Origin of the sequence: Pseudomonas palmensis (assembly GCF_017848315.1) — a bacterium.
GTDB lineage: Bacteria > Pseudomonadota > Gammaproteobacteria > Pseudomonadales > Pseudomonadaceae > Aquipseudomonas > Aquipseudomonas palmensis.
Window position 1 is genome coordinate 53599 of record NZ_JAFKEC010000026.1, and the last position, 15001, is coordinate 68599.

14 protein-coding genes are annotated in these 15001 nt (G+C 64.0%); 6 read left to right on the forward strand and 8 right to left on the reverse strand.

The genetic code is table 11. From position 1 onward, the window contains the following. Positions 1–14: 14 nt before the first annotated feature. Complete coding sequence (locus tag JZZ72_RS15340) at positions 15–1196, forward strand: multidrug effflux MFS transporter (protein ID WP_104572950.1); 1182 nt, start codon at positions 15–17, stop codon at positions 1194–1196. On the opposite strand, the gene JZZ72_RS15345 is transcribed toward JZZ72_RS15340, so the two are convergent. Both JZZ72_RS15345 and JZZ72_RS15350 read right to left on the reverse strand, forming a co-directional pair. Then, positions 1180–1344: a sensor domain-containing protein gene (locus JZZ72_RS15345; protein ID WP_116052671.1), complete on the reverse strand. Its 165-nt coding sequence runs from the start codon at positions 1342–1344 to the stop codon at positions 1180–1182. The genes JZZ72_RS15340 and JZZ72_RS15345 overlap by 17 nt on opposite strands. 114 nt (positions 1345–1458) lie before the next feature. Further along, positions 1459–2472: a zinc-binding alcohol dehydrogenase family protein gene (locus tag JZZ72_RS15350; RefSeq protein WP_043860959.1), complete on the reverse strand. Its 1014-nt coding sequence runs from the start codon at positions 2470–2472 to the stop codon at positions 1459–1461. A gap of 113 nt (positions 2473–2585) precedes the next feature. On the opposite strand from JZZ72_RS15350, the gene JZZ72_RS15355 reads away from it, so the two are divergent. Together JZZ72_RS15355 and JZZ72_RS15360 are read left to right on the forward strand one after the other, a co-directional pair. Then, a complete protein-coding gene (locus tag JZZ72_RS15355; protein WP_043860960.1) occupies positions 2586–3506 on the forward strand; it encodes a LysR family transcriptional regulator in 921 nt (306 codons plus the stop codon). Positions 3507–3862: 356 nt separating this feature from the next. Next, positions 3863–4591, forward strand: coding sequence for an ArsR/SmtB family transcription factor (locus tag JZZ72_RS15360; RefSeq protein WP_043860961.1), 729 nt, complete (start codon positions 3863–3865; stop codon positions 4589–4591). A 58-nt stretch (positions 4592–4649) separates the two neighbouring features. Here JZZ72_RS15360 and JZZ72_RS15365 read toward each other — a convergent pair whose 3' ends face one another. Next, complete coding sequence (locus JZZ72_RS15365) at positions 4650–5603, reverse strand: adenosine deaminase (RefSeq protein ID WP_054916632.1); 954 nt, start codon at positions 5601–5603, stop codon at positions 4650–4652. A 146-nt stretch (positions 5604–5749) separates the two neighbouring features. Between JZZ72_RS15365 and JZZ72_RS15370 the strand changes: the two genes are divergently transcribed. Then, a complete protein-coding gene (locus JZZ72_RS15370) occupies positions 5750–6835 on the forward strand; it encodes a calcium:proton antiporter (protein WP_043860963.1) in 1086 nt (361 codons plus the stop codon). Between the two features lie 4 nt (positions 6836–6839). Here the strand turns inward: JZZ72_RS15370 and JZZ72_RS15375 are convergent, their stop codons facing one another. The 5 genes from JZZ72_RS15375 to JZZ72_RS15395 form a co-directional block, all read right to left on the reverse strand. Then, entirely contained in the window at positions 6840–8195 is a 1356-nt protein-coding gene (locus JZZ72_RS15375) for an 8-oxoguanine deaminase (protein WP_210014672.1), read from the reverse strand. 115 nt (positions 8196–8310) lie between these two features. Then, complete coding sequence (locus tag JZZ72_RS15380; protein WP_043860965.1) at positions 8311–8997, reverse strand: SDR family oxidoreductase; 687 nt, start codon at positions 8995–8997, stop codon at positions 8311–8313. A 361-nt stretch (positions 8998–9358) separates the two neighbouring features. After that, on the reverse strand, positions 9359–9943 hold the full coding sequence (locus JZZ72_RS15385; RefSeq protein WP_043860966.1) for an IMPACT family protein: 585 nt from the start codon (positions 9941–9943) through the stop codon (positions 9359–9361). A 9-nt stretch (positions 9944–9952) separates the two neighbouring features. Then, complete coding sequence (locus tag JZZ72_RS15390; protein WP_043860967.1) at positions 9953–10612, reverse strand: TetR/AcrR family transcriptional regulator; 660 nt, start codon at positions 10610–10612, stop codon at positions 9953–9955. A gap of 100 nt (positions 10613–10712) precedes the next feature. After that, complete coding sequence (locus JZZ72_RS15395; RefSeq protein ID WP_043860968.1) at positions 10713–11630, reverse strand: LysR family transcriptional regulator; 918 nt, start codon at positions 11628–11630, stop codon at positions 10713–10715. A 124-nt stretch (positions 11631–11754) separates the two neighbouring features. Here JZZ72_RS15395 and JZZ72_RS15400 point away from each other — a divergent pair, with 124 nt between their 5' ends. Then, positions 11755–13101, forward strand: a complete 1347-nt coding sequence (locus tag JZZ72_RS15400) for an aspartate aminotransferase family protein (protein ID WP_043860969.1) — start codon at positions 11755–11757, stop codon at positions 13099–13101. 62 nt (positions 13102–13163) lie between these two features. Continuing rightward, positions 13164–14657, forward strand: a complete 1494-nt coding sequence (locus tag JZZ72_RS15405; protein WP_043860970.1) for a CoA-acylating methylmalonate-semialdehyde dehydrogenase — start codon at positions 13164–13166, stop codon at positions 14655–14657. The last annotated feature ends 344 nt before the right edge of the window (positions 14658–15001 follow it).

The window sequence follows — 15001 nt, forward strand, 5'->3', positions numbered from 1 at the left end:
GCTATGGATTCCCGATGAACCTGCGCACCATCCTGATCCTCGGCGCACTCAGTGCGTTCGGGCCGTTGGCGATCGATTTCTACTTGCCCGGCTTCCCGGCAATGGCCCTGGCCTTTGCGACCGACGAAAAACACATCCAGACCACCCTGGCGGCCTATTTCCTGGGCCTGTCGCTGGGGCAGCTGGCCTATGGCCCGGTGGCCGACCGCTTCGGTCGACGCATTCCGCTGCTGGTCGGGGTGACCCTGTTTACCCTGGCGTCGCTGGCCTGTGCCTTTGCACCGAGCCTGGACGCCCTGATCGCCGCGCGTTTTGTACAGGCCCTGGGTGGTTGCGCAGGGATGGTGCTGTCACGGGCCATCGTCAGCGACAAGTGTGATGCAGTGGCTTCGGCCAAGGTGTTCTCGCAACTGATGCTGGTGATGGGCCTGGCGCCGATCCTTGCCCCGATGCTGGGCGGGGTGCTGGTCAACCTGTATGGCTGGCAGTCGATCTTCCTCGCGCTCACCCTGTTCAGCGCCGGCTGTACGCTGGCCGTTGCCCTGGGCCTGCCGGAGAGCCTGCCTTCCAACCAACCACGCCAGCCGCTGTCGGGGGCGTTGCGCCAATACGGGCGCCTGCTCAAGGACCGCGTGTTCATGGGGCATGCACTGACCGGCGGCATCGCGATTGCCGGCATGTTCGCCTATATCGCCGGGTCGCCCTTCGTGTTCATCAAGCTTTATGGGGTACCGGCCGAACATTACGGCTGGCTGTTCGGCAGCAATGCGGCGGGCTTCATCCTGGTGGCGCAGGTGAATGCGCGATTGCTGGCCAAGCGTGGGCCTGCCTTTTTGCTGGCCCGCACGGTGTGGGTATACCTGGCGGCCGGGCTGGTGCTGCTGGGAATCAGCGCGCTGCATACGCAGGCGCTGTGGCCGTTGCTGGTGCCGCTGTTCGTGTGCATTGCCAGCCTTGGCTGCATCATCCCCAACGCCTCGGCCTGCGCCATGAGCGGGCAGGGTGCCCGCGCCGGCAGTGCATCGGCGTTGCTGGGGTGCGTGCAGTTCAGCGTGGCGGCGGGTGCGGCTGCCCTGGTGGGAGTGCTGCATGACGGCAGCGCGCTGCCGATGGCGCTGGTCATCAGCCTGTGCGGTACGGCGGCAGTGGGCGTGGCTATGTTGACCCGACGCCTGCAGCTCAGCCGACCTGCTTGAGCGGGTGCGGGGCCCGCAAGCGTTGTTGCAGGGTGTCGACAAAGGCGCGAGCCTCGGCCTCACTGCGAAAGCTGACCACATGCTGGTCGAGCTGAACCTGCCACGGGCACCCGGGTTTGCGGGCTGATGCACTGACGATAATCTTCATCGCTGCCTACCTGTGTGGTTGGGTAAATGCAGCAGCATTGTAGCGCCGCGACCGGGCCCCGGCATGACCGGCGTCAGTGTACTGACTGACGGTCATGCCGGGGCCCGGAGGGGCTCAGAACCCTTCCAGCACGATCTTGCCCTTGGCTGCACCGCTTTCGAGCAGCGCATGGGCCCGGCGCAGGTTGGCTGCATTGATCGGGCCGAAATGCTCGCCCAGGGTGGTCTTGAGGGTGCCTGCGTCGATCAGCTCGGCCACGCGGTTGAGCAGCGTGTGCTGCGCCTGCATGTCGGCGGTTTCGAACAGCGAGCGGGTGTACATGAATTCCCAGTGCAGCGACAGGCTCTTGCGCTTGAGCTTGGTCACGTCCAACTGCTTGGGGTCGTCGATCAGCGCCAGCTTGCCCTGCGGGGCGAGTGCCTCGACCAGCTGGTCCAGGTGCTGGTCGGTCTGCGTCAGGCTGGCAACGTGGGTAACGCTATCGATACCCTGCGCCTTCAGGGCCTGGGCCAGGGGCTGACGGTGATCGACTACCACATCGGCGCCCAGCTCCCTTACCCAGGCCTGGGTTTCGGGGCGTGAAGCGCTGGCGATGACCTTGAGCCCGGTCAGTTGGCTGGCCAGTTGAGTCAGGATCGAGCCGACGCCGCCGGCGCCACCGACGATCAGCAGGCTCTGGCCCAGGTCGGCCTTGCCTTCGGCGATCTGCAGGCGTTCGAACAGCAGCTCCCAGGCGGTAATGGCGGTCAGCGGCAATGCGGCGGCTTCGGCGAAACCCAGGGTTCGGGGCATGTGCCCGACGATGCGCTCGTCGACCACGTGCAGCTCGCTGTTGCCCCCGGCGCGGGCGATGGAGCCTGCGTAGTAGACCTTGTCGCCAGGCTGGAACAGGCTGACCTCGCTGCCCACCGCCTTGACCACACCGGCAACGTCCCACCCCAGCACCTTGGCCACGCCGGCCTCGGGTTGCACGTTCTGGCGCACCTTGGTGTCGACCGGGTTGACCGAGATGGCGTGCACCTGCACCAGCAGGTCGCGCGGGCCAGGCTGCGGGGCGGGCAGCTCGATGTCCTGCAGCGCGGCGGGGTCGGCAATCGGCAACGATTGATAGTAGGCAATGGCTTTCATGAAGAGGTCCTTGAGGGGGGGGGAGTGCCGCCATCATCAGTGCTTTCACTTGGGGTTAAAACCCGATAAAACGGCAGATACTTTCAATTTTTTTTTGATAATGAGGCCGACAAGTGCTGCGTACCGATGATCTGCAACTGTTCGTGCGCGCCGCGGAACTGGGCAGCCTGTCGGCCGCTGCGCGCCAGCTGGACCTTTCGCCGGCAGTGGCGAGCGCAGCGCTCAAGCGCCTTGAGGCGCAATTGAAGGTGCGCCTGCTGGCCCGTTCGACGCGCAGTCTGCGCCTGACCGCTGAAGGCGAGGGGTTCCTCAACCACGCCCGGGTAGCCTTGGCCAGCCTCGAGGAGGGACGGCGGGCGTTGGCTCAGGGCCAGGCCGAGGTGAGCGGCGTGCTGCAGTTGTCGGCACCGTCGGATTTCGGACGCAATGTGCTGTTGCCTTGGTTGGACCAGTTGCAGCAGGCGCACCCATTGCTGAACGTGCGCCTGCTGCTGGGCGATCGCAATGCCGACCTGTTTCGCCAGCCGGTGGATGTGGCGCTGCGCTACGGCACCCCCGAAGACTCGAGCCTGGTGGCGTTGCCCCTGTGCCCCGACAACCGCCGGGTGCTGTGCGCCGCACCTGATTATCTGGCGCGCCATGGCCAACCGGCGACGGTTGCACAGCTGGCCGAGCACAACTGCCTGCTGTACCAGTTGGGTGGTCGTGTGCATGACCAGTGGCGCTTCAGTGACGGGGCCGCGACACAGACGGTGCTGGTGCGTGGCGACCGCTTTTGCGACGACGCCGACGTGGTACGGCGCTGGGCCGTGGCAGGTGTGGGCATTGCCTACAAGTCCTGGCTGGATGTGGCAGCCGATGTGAAGGCCGGGCGCCTCGAAGTGCTGCTGCCCGGGGTGCGGGGTGAAGCTGCGCCGCTGAATCTGCTGTGCACCCACCGGGCGCAGCTCGGCAAGCCGGTGCAGTTGCTGCGCGACGAACTCAAGGCCAGATGCCGGCACCTGCTGGAGCCGCTGCTGGCGATGACCGGCTAGGCAGGGCCGGCTGTCGGGCGCTGGATCAGGGTCATACATTTCATTTTAGGTTGAATGACTTGTTTACCTTGGATGTAGGGTGTTGCGCGCTCATCGGCCCTTGAGCGCAACCCTCGCTCTGCAGGGAAAGCCGCCCCCATGCGGCTGTGGTGCCAGGGGCGGAAGGCCCGTCACCCGAAAGTGACCTTTGCAGAAGGCCACATGGTTGCCCAAAACGGGCAATTTTGCCGGAGATAGAGGCCGTTTAAGTGCTTACAGGCCGGCATATACTTGCCCCCGCAGTCGTTACCAGCAAGAGACGTTTCCATTGCAGGGGCGGGCAAGTTACGTCTTCGGAATCCGCAGGGAGTGCAGATATGAAACCTGTAGCAAGTATCAGTGTGATCGCCAGCCTGCTGGCTGACCCCAAGCGCAGCGCCATGCTGTGGGCCTTGATCGACGGTCTGGCCCGCCCCTCCGACGAGTTGGCCAGGATGACCGGCCTGACACCTTCTTCCACCTGCGCTCACCTTGGGCGCCTGCTGGCAGGGGGGCTGCTGAAGATAGAGGCGCGCGGGCGCAAACGGTATTTTCGGCTGGCAGCCCCGGAGGTGGGCGCCGCTGTGGAGGCGCTGGCCAGTGTGCCGGTGCGCGAGCATTTTCGTCAGGGCGTGCGTGTCAGCCGGGAGGCGCCGGGGATCCCGCTGGCGATGCGCCGCGCACGCTTGTGCCGTGACCACCTGGGCGGTGAGCTGGCGGCCGACCTTTACCAGCGCTTGCAGGAAGCCAAGTGGCTGGAGCTCTGCGACCGCCAGTTGGAGGTCAGCTCGCTGGGGCGCCTGCACTTTGCCGACTTTGGCATCTTCGTCGAGGCATTGGCACTGCGCGAGGGCAGAGCCTGCAGCGCGTGCAGTTGCTGCAGCGAGTGGAGCGAGCAGCGCCCGCACCTGGGCGGGGCCCTGGGCAGCAGCCTGCTCAGGCTTTTCGTGCAGTCGGGCTGGGTGCGCATGAACGGTGACTCGCGCGCCTTGCACGTCACCCCCGCCGGGTTGCGTGAAATCCCGCTGATTGCACAGTCGCCCATGCCGTTGGCGGTGGGGGAGTAGCCGCAGATGGCGGGCAAGGCCGACCCACCGATGATGGGTCGACCTGCCCGCGCAGAGGTCAGGGCTTGAGCAGGCGTGCATCCAGGCTGTTCTGCGCCAGACGCCTGGCCTGGTCCTGGGTCATGCCGAGGTGGGTATGCAGGGCATGGAAGTTCTCGGTCACGTAGCCACCGAAATAGGCTGGGTCGTCCGAGTTCACCGTGACCTTCACGCCACGCTCGAGCATCTCGAGGATGTTGTGTTCGCGCATGTGGTCGAACACGCACAGCTTGGTGTTGGACAGAGGGCAGACGGTCAGCGGGATCTGTTCGTCGATGATGCGCTGCATCAGGCGCTCGTCCTCGATGGCGCGCACGCCGTGGTCGATACGCTGGATCTTGAGCAGGTCCAGGGCTTCCCAGATGTACTCGGGCGGGCCTTCCTCGCCGGCGTGCGCGACCGTCAGGAAGCCTTCGCTACGGGCGCGGTCGAACACGCGCTGGAACTTGCTGGGCGGGTGGCCTTGCTCCGAGCTGTCCAGCCCCACGGCGATGAAGGCATCGCGAAAGGGCAGGGCCTGATCGAGGGTGGCGTGGGCCTCGTCTTCGCTCAGGTGGCGCAGGAAGCTCAGGATCAGGCCACTGCTGATGCCCAGCTTGCGCTGGCCATCCTTGAGGGCTGCGCTGATGCCGGCCAGTACCACCTCGAACGGGATGCCCCGGTCGGTATGGGTCTGGGGGTCGAAGAACGGTTCGGTGTGGATCACGTTCTGTGCCTTGCAGCGCAGCAGGTAGGCCCAGGTCAGATCGTAGAAGTCCTGCTCGGTGCGCAGCACGTCGGCGCCCTGGTAGTACAGGTCGAGGAACTCCTGCAGGTTGTTGAACGCATAGGCCGCGCGCAGGGCCTCCACATCGTTCCAGGGCAGGGCGATGCCATTGCGTTCGGCCAGAGCGAACAGCAGTTCGGGCTCGAGCGATCCCTCCAGGTGCAGGTGCAATTCTGCCTTGGGCAGCGCGTTAAGCCAGTCGTACATAGCGTGTTCTCATCAAGGTGCGGTTGCGCGCCATTCTACAGCGGTTGACGAGGGGCGGCGCGAAACCTGGCCGGATGGTCCGGCAGCAGGAAACCTTCCACAGCAGCTACAGTCTCTAGCCACACCCCTTCTGTTCAAGGCCGCCGATGCTCAAGCTACTGACCCAGGAAAAGCTCTTGCTGCTGGCCGTGGTGACCGCCCTGCTGGCCTGGCCATTGGAGCCGTTGTTGCTGGGGCACGGCCATGGCGTGGCGTTGTTGGCCGGGTTCGCGCTGGTGGGGGCGATCGTGTGCGCCTCGATGCGGGTTGCACAGCATGCCGAGCTGCTGGCGGAAAAGGTCGGCGACCCCTACGGCACCATGATCCTGACCCTGTCGGCGGTCTTGGTGGAGGTGGTGATCCTGGCCATCATGATGAGCAATGAGGCTTCGCCGACGCTGGTGCGCGATACCATCTACTCGGCGGTGATGCTCGATATCAACGGGATCCTGGGCCTGGCCGCGTTGATGGGCGGGCTCAAGCACGGCGAGCAGAGCTACAACGACGATTCGGCACGCACCTACAGCGTGATGATCATGACCGCGATGGGCGTATCGATGGTGGTGCCCGAGTTCATCCCCGAAGCCCAGTGGCATCTGTATTCGGCCTTCACCATCGGCGCGATGGTGGTGCTGTATACGCTGTTTCTGCGCATGCAGGTGGGGCCGCACAGCTACTTTTTCAGCTACAGCTACCCGCAGAAGAAACGCCGCGACCCGGTGGCAGGGACGCCGGGCGGCCACAAGGCGCGATCGATCGCGATTCTGATTTCGGGGGTGGTGGTGATCGGCCTGCTGGCCGAAGTCATGTCCAAGACCCTGGACTATGGCCTGGAGGGCAGCGGAGCACCGCCGGTACTGACGGCAATCGTGGTAGCGGCCATCTCTGCCGCGCCCGAGATTCTCACCGCATTGCGCGCGGCGCTGGCCAACCGCATGCAATCGGTGGTCAACATCGCCCTGGGGGCCTCGCTGTCGACGGTGATCCTCACCGTGCCGCTGATGGAGGCCATGGCCCTGTACACCGGTCAGCCGTTCCAGATGGCCATGACCCCGGTGCAGACGGTGATGATCTTCATCACGCTGATCGTCAGCGCCATCAACCTGAACGATGGCGAAACCAACGCGATCGAGGGCATGACCCACTTCGTGCTGTTCGCCACGTTCATCATGCTGGCGCTGCTGGGCCTGTAGCTGCCTAGCCGGCGATAAGTTGCGCGGCGGCCTGGCGGTGATCGGCGATCAGGCCCTTCACGTCCAGCCCTTCGATCTGGCCATCGATCACTCGCCACCGGCCGCCGACCATCACCCGGTCGGCCCGGTCGGCACCGCACAGCAGCAGGGCCGAGAGCGGATCATGGCTGCCGGAAAAACGCAGTTCATCCAGCTTGAACAGGGCCAGGTCGGCCTGCTTGCCCACGGCCAGCTCGCCGATGTCGTGGCGCCCCAGCAGTTGCGCCGAACCTCGTGTGGCCCAGCCCAGCACGCGCTCGGGGGTGATGGCCTCGGCACCGTAGCGCAGGCGCTGCAGGTACAGGGCCTGGCGGGTTTCGAGGATCATGTTGGACGCATCGTTGGAGGCCGAGCCATCCACACCCAGGCCCACTGGCGCACCCGCGTCGGTCAGATCCACGGTGGGGCAGATGCCCGATGCCAGGCGCATGTTGGAGCTGGGGCAATGGCAGATGCCGGTGCCGGCAGCGCCCAGGCGGGCAATCTCGTCGGGGTTGAAGTGGATGCCGTGGGCCAGCCAGGTGCGCGGGCCGAGCCAGCCGACACTGTCCAGATAGTCGACCGTACGCAGGCCAAAGCGCTGCAGGCAGAAGTCTTCCTCGTCGAGGGTTTCGGCCAGGTGCGTGTGCAGGCGCACGTCCAGCTCTTGGGCCAGGGTCGCGCTGGCGCGCATGATTTCGGGCGTGACCGAGAACGGTGAGCAGGGGGCCAGGGCGATCTGGATCTGCGCGCCCGCGTCACGCTCGTGGTAGCTGTGGATAAGTCGTTGGCTGTCGGCCAGGATCACCTCGCCCTGCTGCACCGTCTGTTGCGGTGGCAGGCCACCATCGGCTTCGCCCAGGCTCATGGAACCGCGGGTGAGCATGGCGCGCATGCCGAGTTTGCGCACACTCTCCACTTGCACGTCGATGGCGTTTTCCAGGCCGTCGGGGAACAGGTAGTGGTGGTCGGCAGCGGTGGTGCAGCCCGACAGCAGCAGTTCGGCCAGGGCTACCTGGGTCGCCAGCTCCAGCTTGGCCGGGGTGAGCCGGGCCCACACCGGGTACAGCGTCTTGAGCCAGGGGAACAGCGGCTGGTTGACCACCGGAGCCCAGGCACGGGTAAGGGTCTGGTAGAAGTGGTGGTGGGTGTTGATCAGGCCTGGCAGTACCACGTGCTCACGGACATCGAAGGTCTGCTGGCAAGGTGTGGCGGGGGTTTGGCCGAGGCCGAGGACTTCGCGGATGATGCCGCCTTCGAGCACCAGGCCGCCACGGGCGTCGAGGGTGTTGGCGGTAAAGATGGCAAGCGGGTTTTTCAACCAGATACGGGTCGCAGGCATGGTGCCGGCTCCTCTGAAAGTGGGTTCAGGTTAGCCAGCTCAGTGTTGCCCTGTCTGCTGATCCAGGTCCGCCGCGGTGGGCGAAGGGCCGAGTCTACACCCACCGCGCGTCAGATCACCAGATCAGTTTTTCGCCCTTGTAGTTGATGAAATGCAGGCCACCCTTGCCGCTGTTGAGGGTGACCTGTTCAACCATCCCGCCCGTGCTGGTAGGCACGTCGATTTCAGCGCCTTCGCCGCCCATGTCGGTCTGGACCCAGCCCGGGTGCATGGCCAGCACGGTCAGGCCGGTGTCGCCCAGCTGCACGACGAAGCTGTTGATCATGGAATTGAGCGCCGCCTTGCTGGCCTTGTACAGGGCCAGGTCGGGCGCGTCGGGGATGCTCACGCTGCCCAGCACCGAGCTCATGAAGGCGATCACCCCACCCTTGTCGTTTAGCTGCGGGCTCAAGCGCTGCGCCACGCGAATCGGCGCGACGCTGTTGGTCATGAACAGTTCGCCGATATCCGCCAGTTGTACCCGCTCCGGGTTCTGGTCATCAGGGCCCTTGACCCCCGCATTGACGAACAGCAGGTCGAAGGTCTGACCCTTGAGGCGCGCCTGCAGTGCATCGAGCTGATCGGTGCTGTTCATTTCCAGGGTCTCGACCTGTACGCCGGGCACCGCGGCCAGCGCAGGGGCCCTGGCAGGGTCCCGAACGGTGGCGGTCACGTTCCAGCCCTGCTCGCGCAGGCGCTGCACAAGGCCAAGACCCAGGCCACGGGATGCGCCAATAATCAGTGCGGTTTTGGGGGCGGTCATGGGATAACTCCGTACAGGTGGGCAGAGGATACGCAGCGTAGCACGGCCTGGAGGCTGCTCATAAAATGATCAATCGGCGCCGAGCATTGGCCGGCAGGCCTTTGGCGCAGGCGCTCACGGTTTATCCACAGCTTGCTCCACAGTATTTGTGTGCAAGCGCCAGGCACGGTTTTGTGGCCATGGAGCCGGCCCTAAAGGACACCTGGCTGGGGATAAGTCACTGATTCGACGCCGCTTGATGGCCTGTCATCAAATCTTGATCAAAATATGATCGTTTCTCTGTGAGCCTTGATCCAGAAGGGCTGCAGCCGAGTGCTAAGAGGTTATCCACAGCCGGGCCCACAGTGGATGTGGGCAAGTGTCAGCGCCGTTCGAGCAGAATGCGCCCGCGGCTCAGGTCGGCCAGTTGTCGTTGCACCGGTTCGATCTGCTCCTCGCCAAGCGCCAGCAACAGGTCGACACCGTTGGCGGTGAACTGCTCGTCCATTACCAGGCCGTCGGCTTCGGCGACGCGTAGCTTGAGCAGGGCCAGTTCGCTGAATGCGCAACTGCAGTGCAGCTCGACACGGCTTACCAGCAGGCGCTTTTCGGCCTGTTGCAGGCACTTGTTGGCGCCACCGCCATAGGCCCGGGCCAGGCCACCGGTGCCCAGCTGAATGCCGCCGTACCAGCGAATCACCAGCACCACTACCTGGTCGCAGTCCTGCGCCTCGATGGCTGCCAGGATCGGGCGCCCGGCCGTACCGCCGGGTTCGCCGTCGTCGCTGCTGCGGTATTGCGCCCCCAGTTTCCAGGCCCAGCAGTTGTGGGTGGCGGCCAGGTCGCTGTGCCGTTCGATGAAGGCCTGGGCCTCGGCCGGGCTGCTGATGGGGCCGGCCAGGGTGATGAAGCGGCTCTTGCGGATCTCTTCGCGAAACTCGCAAGTGTCCAACAGGGTAAAAGGCATAAGCAGGGTTCAGTTCGGTGGGGTCAGGCCACAGCCTTTGAGGATGATGTGGATAAGGTTGTTGCTGGCGTCTTCCATGTCCTGCTTGGTCAGGCGGCTGCGGCCGGTTACCTGGCAGATCTGTGTGGAGAAGTCGGCATAGTGCTGGGTGCTGCCCCAGAGCAGGAAGATCAGGTGTACCGGGTCGAGGCGGTCCATCTTGCCGGCATTCATCCAGCTTTCGAACACGGCGGCCCGGCCCTTGAACCAGTCGCGGTAGTCCTGGCTGAAGTAGTCGGTCAGGCACTGGCCGCCGCTGATGATCTCCATGGCGAAGATCCGCGAGGCCTGCGGGTTGCGCCGCGAGAACTCCATCTTGGCGCGAATGTAGCGGCTCAGCGCCTCGGCCGGGTCGTCGTCGGCACTCAGGGTGTTGAAGGTGCTGTCCCACAACTCGATGATGTTGCTCAGCACCGCCACGTACAGGCCCAGCTTGTTGGTGAAGTAATAGTGCAGGTTGGCCTTGGGCAGCCCGGCGTTCAGCGCGATGGTGTTCATGCTGGTGCCCTTGAAGCCGTGACGGGCGAACTCGTCTTCGGCAGCCTGGATGATGGCCTGCTCGTTCTTCTGGCGGATACGGCCGGCAGGCCTGGCAGCCTGGAGGCGGTGTGCGGGGACTTCGAAGGTCATGGGCGATTCCGGACAGAGCGGGGTAGTGTGGCACATGCACTGATAACCCAGCCATGGCAGTCGGGCAAGCGCTCATCGGCGAAAAAGCCGATAAACCGCATCAGCGGGTGGCCGCCAGGCTGTCCAGAAAGCTCTCGAGCACCAGGTGCGGGCGCCGTCCCTTGCGGGTGACCCAGCACAGGCTCAGGTCATAGAAGCGTTCGTCGGGTTTGAGGGCGCGCAGGCGCCCCTGCTGTACCCAGGCGTTGGCGTAGTGGTCGGGCAGGTAGCCGATGTAGCGCCCGGTAAGAATCAGGAACGCCATGCCTTCGCGGTCCGAGGCGCTGGCGGTGCAGTGCAGGTCCTGATACTGGGCCTGGATCTCGGCCGGCAGGCGGAAGGTGGGGGCGATCGCGTCCTGGCTGTTGAGGCGGTCGTCGTCCAGTTGGCGGTCATCGGCATAGAACAGCGGGTGCCCGACCGCGCAATAGAGCAGTGAGCGCTCACTGTACAGTGGCTGGTACTCGAGCCCCGACAGCGGGCTGGTCTGGGGGACCACGCCGACGTGCAGGCTGCCGTCGAGCACGCCCTGTTCGACCTGGCTGGGAGCGATCATGCGGATCTGGATGCGTACCTCCGGCCCCCGGTCCTTGAGCTGCGCCAGGGCATGGGTGATGCGCATGTGCGGCAGCGTCACCAGGTTGTCGGTGAGGCCGATGTTCAGCTCGCCGCGCAAGTGCTGGTGCAGGCCGTTGACCTCGGTGCGAAAGCTTTCCAGCGCGCCGAGCAGTTGCAGTGCGCTCTGGTACACCTCGCGGCCCTCTTCGGTCAGCGAGAACCCGGCACGGCCGCGCTGACACAGGCGCAGGCCCAGGCGTTGCTCCAGGTCGCTCATCTGCTGGCTGATGGCCGAGCGGCCGATGCCCAGCACGTTCTCGGCTGCGGAGAAGCCGCCGCATTCCACCACGCTGCGGTAGATTTTCAACAGACGGATGTCGAAATCACTGACCTGCGCAAGCGGCTCCGGGCGACGGCTCATAGTTTAGTGTCCAGCTAACTGAAGATTAGAAAAGTAGGCTTTTTCAGACTTTATCCCCGTGACAACTTAGCTGCAACAACGTTTGCCTCCCTCATGTTGCTCATTGCCTTGCGAGGTTTGTCCCATGAATCTGCCTGAAAACGCTCCCCTCGGCCTTGCCAGCCAGCTCAAGCTGGATGCGCACTGGATGCCCTATACCGCCAACCGCAACTTTCAGCGCGACCCGCGCCTGATCGTCGCCGCCGAAGGCAGCTACCTGACGGATGACAAGGGGCGCAAGATCTATGATGCGCTGTCGGGGCTGTGGACCTGCGGCGCCGGGCATACCCGCAAGCAGATTCAGGAAGCGGTGTCGCGTCAGCTGGGTGTGCTGGATTATTCGCCGGCCTTCCAGTTCGGCCACCCGCTGTCGTTCCAGCTGGCCGAGAAGATCACCGACCTGACCCCGGGCAACCTGAACCACGTCTTCTATACCAACTCCGGTTCCGAATGCGCCGATACCGCGCTGAAGATGGTGCGTGCCTACTGGCGCCTCAAAGGCCAGGCGACCAAGACCAAGCTGATCGGCCGTGCCCGTGGCTACCACGGCGTGAACATCGCCGGCACCAGCCTGGGCGGCGTCAACGGCAACCGCAAGATGTTCGGCCAGTTGCTGGATGTGGACCATATCCCGCACACCCTGCTGCCGGGCAACGCATTCAGCAAGGGGATGCCGGAGGAGGGCGGTATCGCCCTGGCCGACGAGATGCTCAAGCTGATCGAGCTGCACGATGCGTCGAACATCGCGGCACTGATCGTCGAGCCGTTGGCCGGCTCCGCCGGTGTACTGCCACCGCCCAAGGGCTACCTCAAGCGCCTGCGCGAGATCTGCGACCAGCACAACATTCTGCTGATCTTCGACGAAGTGATCACCGGTTTTGGCCGTATGGGTGCCATGTTCGGTGCCGACGCCTTTGGTGTGACGCCCGACCTGATGTGTATCGCCAAGCAGGTTACCAACGGCGCCATCCCGATGGGCGCGGTGATCGCCAGCAGCGAGATCTACCAGACCTTCATGAACCAGCCGACCCCGGAATACGCGGTCGAATTCCCGCACGGCTACACCTACTCCGCGCACCCGGTTGCCTGCGCTGCCGGCCTGGCTGCACTCGACCTGCTGGAGAAGGAGAACCTGGTGCAGTCGGCTGCCGACCTGGCACCGCATTTCGAACGTGTGCTGCACGGAGTCAAGGGCGCGAAGAACATCGTCGACATTCGCAACTACGGCCTGGCCGGTGCCATCCAGATTGCCGCGCGGGACGGGGATGCCATCGTGCGTCCGTTCGAGATCGCCATGAAGCTGTGGAACGCCGGCTTCTATGTTCGCTACGGCGGCGACACCCTGCAGTTCGGCCCGACTTTCAACACCACCCCGCAAGAACTGGATCGCCTGTTCGATGCGGTGGGCGAAGCGATCAACCAGGTCGGCTGATCCCTCTCTTTATATAAGCAGGCGCGCGGTGCCGCGCCTGAACCCCCTTTCTGGAGTTCTGCATGAGCATTGTTCAGCATCTGATCCACGGTGAAATGGTTTCAAGCGGTGAGCGCACCGCCGATGTGTTCAACCCGTCCACCGGCCAGGCGGTACGCAAGGTGGCGCTGGCCAGCCGGGAAACCGTGCAGCAGGCCATCGATTCGGCCAAGTCGGCATTCCCGGCCTGGCGCAATACCCCGCCGGCCAAGCGGGCCCAGGTGATGTTTCGCTTCAAGCAACTGCTTGAGCAGAACGAGTCGCGCATTGCGCAGATGATCAGCGAAGAGCATGGCAAGACCCTCGAGGATGCGGCGGGTGAACTCAAGCGCGGTATCGAGAACGTCGAGTTCGCCTGCGCTGCCCCCGAAGTGCTCAAAGGCGAATACAGCCGCAACGTGGGCCCGAACATCGATGCATGGTCCGACTTCCAGCCGCTGGGCATCGTTGCGGGGATCACCCCGTTCAACTTCCCGGCCATGGTGCCGCTGTGGATGTACCCGCTGGCGATTGCCTGTGGCAACTGCTTCATTCTCAAACCGTCCGAGCGCGATCCGAGCTCGTCGCTGTTCATTGCCCAGCTGTTGCTGGAAGCCGGCTTGCCCAAGGGCGTGCTGAACGTGGTGCATGGCGACAAGGTGGCGGTGGACGCGCTGATCGAAGCCCCAGAGGTCAAGGCGCTGAGCTTTGTGGGCTCCACGCCGATTGCCGAGTACATCTATGCCGAGGGCACTCGTCGTGGCAAGCGTGTGCAGGCGCTGGGTGGTGCGAAGAACCACGCGGTGCTGATGCCCGATGCCGACCTGGACAACGCGGTCAGCGCACTGATGGGTGCGGCGTATGGTTCGTGCGGTGAACGCTGCATGGCAATCTCGGTAGCGGTGTGCGTGGGTGACCAGGTGGCCGATGCACTGGTGGCCAAGCTGGTGCCGCAGATCAAGGCGCTGAAGATCGGTGCCGGTACCAGTTGCGGCCTGGACATGGGGCCGCTGGTGACTGCGGCTGCGCGCGACAAGGTGGTTGGCTATATCGATGACGGCTTGGCTGCCGGTGCCGAATTGGTGGTGGACGGCCGCGGCTACAGTGTTGCGGGGCATGAGCAAGGTTACTTCGTGGGCGGTACGCTGTTCGATCGGGTCAGCCCCGAGATGCGTATCTATAAGGAAGAGATCTTCGGCCCGGTGCTGTGTGTGGTACGGGTGAACAGCCTCGAGCAGGCCATGCAGTTGATCAACGATCATGAATACGGCAACGGCACCTGCATCTTCACCCGTGATGGGGAAGCGGCGCGTCTGTTCTGCGACGAGATCGAAGTGGGCATGGTGGGGGTCAACGTTCCGTTGCCGGTGCCGGTGGCCTATCACAGCTTCGGTGGCTGGAAGCGCTCGCTGTTTGGCGACCTGCATGCCTACGGCCCGGATGGCGTGCGCTTCTATACCCGGCGCAAGGCGATCACCCAGCGTTGGCCGCAGCGCGCCAGCCATGAAGCATCGCAGTTCGCATTCCCAAGCCTTTGAGGTCGGGCTGAAAGGAGGGAGGCCGCAAGGCCTCCCTCTTTTGTTTTTCAGCGTTTTTGACCGATGTGACAGATTTATTGCGAATAGCGCTTGACGGGTTTCCAGAAGTCTTTATACTTCGCCCCACTTCCAGCGTAGCAGGAACGAAAAACTCCTTGAATATCAATGAGTTGGACGTTTCAGGTCAGGCTGGAGGTGCTTCGATCGAAAGATCGGCAGCGGTGAAAAAGGTGGTTGACAGCAGGTTGTAACGCTGTAGAATTCGCCTCCCGCTACGAGAGATCGAAGCGAGTCAAGTCTTTGAAGTGAAACGAAAACTTCAAAATAAACGCTTGACAGACTCT

What these genes read in the sequence shown, in the direction of transcription:
- JZZ72_RS15375 (WP_210014672.1), bottom strand. Translation starts at nt 8,195, where the DNA reads ATGCCTGCGACCCGTATCTGGTTGAAAAACCCGCTTGCCATCTTTACC.
- JZZ72_RS15395 (WP_043860968.1), bottom strand. Translation starts at nt 11,630, where the DNA reads ATGAGCCGTCGCCCGGAGCCGCTTGCGCAGGTCAGTGATTTCGACATC.
- JZZ72_RS15380 (WP_043860965.1), bottom strand. Translation starts at nt 8,997, where the DNA reads ATGACCGCCCCCAAAACCGCACTGATTATTGGCGCATCCCGTGGCCTG.
- JZZ72_RS15405 (WP_043860970.1), top strand. Translation starts at nt 13,164, where the DNA reads ATGAGCATTGTTCAGCATCTGATCCACGGTGAAATGGTTTCAAGCGGT.
- JZZ72_RS15390 (WP_043860967.1), bottom strand. Translation starts at nt 10,612, where the DNA reads ATGACCTTCGAAGTCCCCGCACACCGCCTCCAGGCTGCCAGGCCTGCC.
- JZZ72_RS15340 (WP_104572950.1), top strand. Translation starts at nt 15, where the DNA reads ATGAACCTGCGCACCATCCTGATCCTCGGCGCACTCAGTGCGTTCGGG.
- JZZ72_RS15385 (WP_043860966.1), bottom strand. Translation starts at nt 9,943, where the DNA reads ATGCCTTTTACCCTGTTGGACACTTGCGAGTTTCGCGAAGAGATCCGC.
- JZZ72_RS15350 (WP_043860959.1), bottom strand. Translation starts at nt 2,472, where the DNA reads ATGAAAGCCATTGCCTACTATCAATCGTTGCCGATTGCCGACCCCGCC.
- JZZ72_RS15360 (WP_043860961.1), top strand. Translation starts at nt 3,863, where the DNA reads ATGAAACCTGTAGCAAGTATCAGTGTGATCGCCAGCCTGCTGGCTGAC.
- JZZ72_RS15400 (WP_043860969.1), top strand. Translation starts at nt 11,755, where the DNA reads ATGAATCTGCCTGAAAACGCTCCCCTCGGCCTTGCCAGCCAGCTCAAG.
- JZZ72_RS15365 (WP_054916632.1), bottom strand. Translation starts at nt 5,603, where the DNA reads ATGTACGACTGGCTTAACGCGCTGCCCAAGGCAGAATTGCACCTGCAC.
- JZZ72_RS15345 (WP_116052671.1), bottom strand. Translation starts at nt 1,344, where the DNA reads ATGAAGATTATCGTCAGTGCATCAGCCCGCAAACCCGGGTGCCCGTGG.
- JZZ72_RS15370 (WP_043860963.1), top strand. Translation starts at nt 5,750, where the DNA reads ATGCTCAAGCTACTGACCCAGGAAAAGCTCTTGCTGCTGGCCGTGGTG.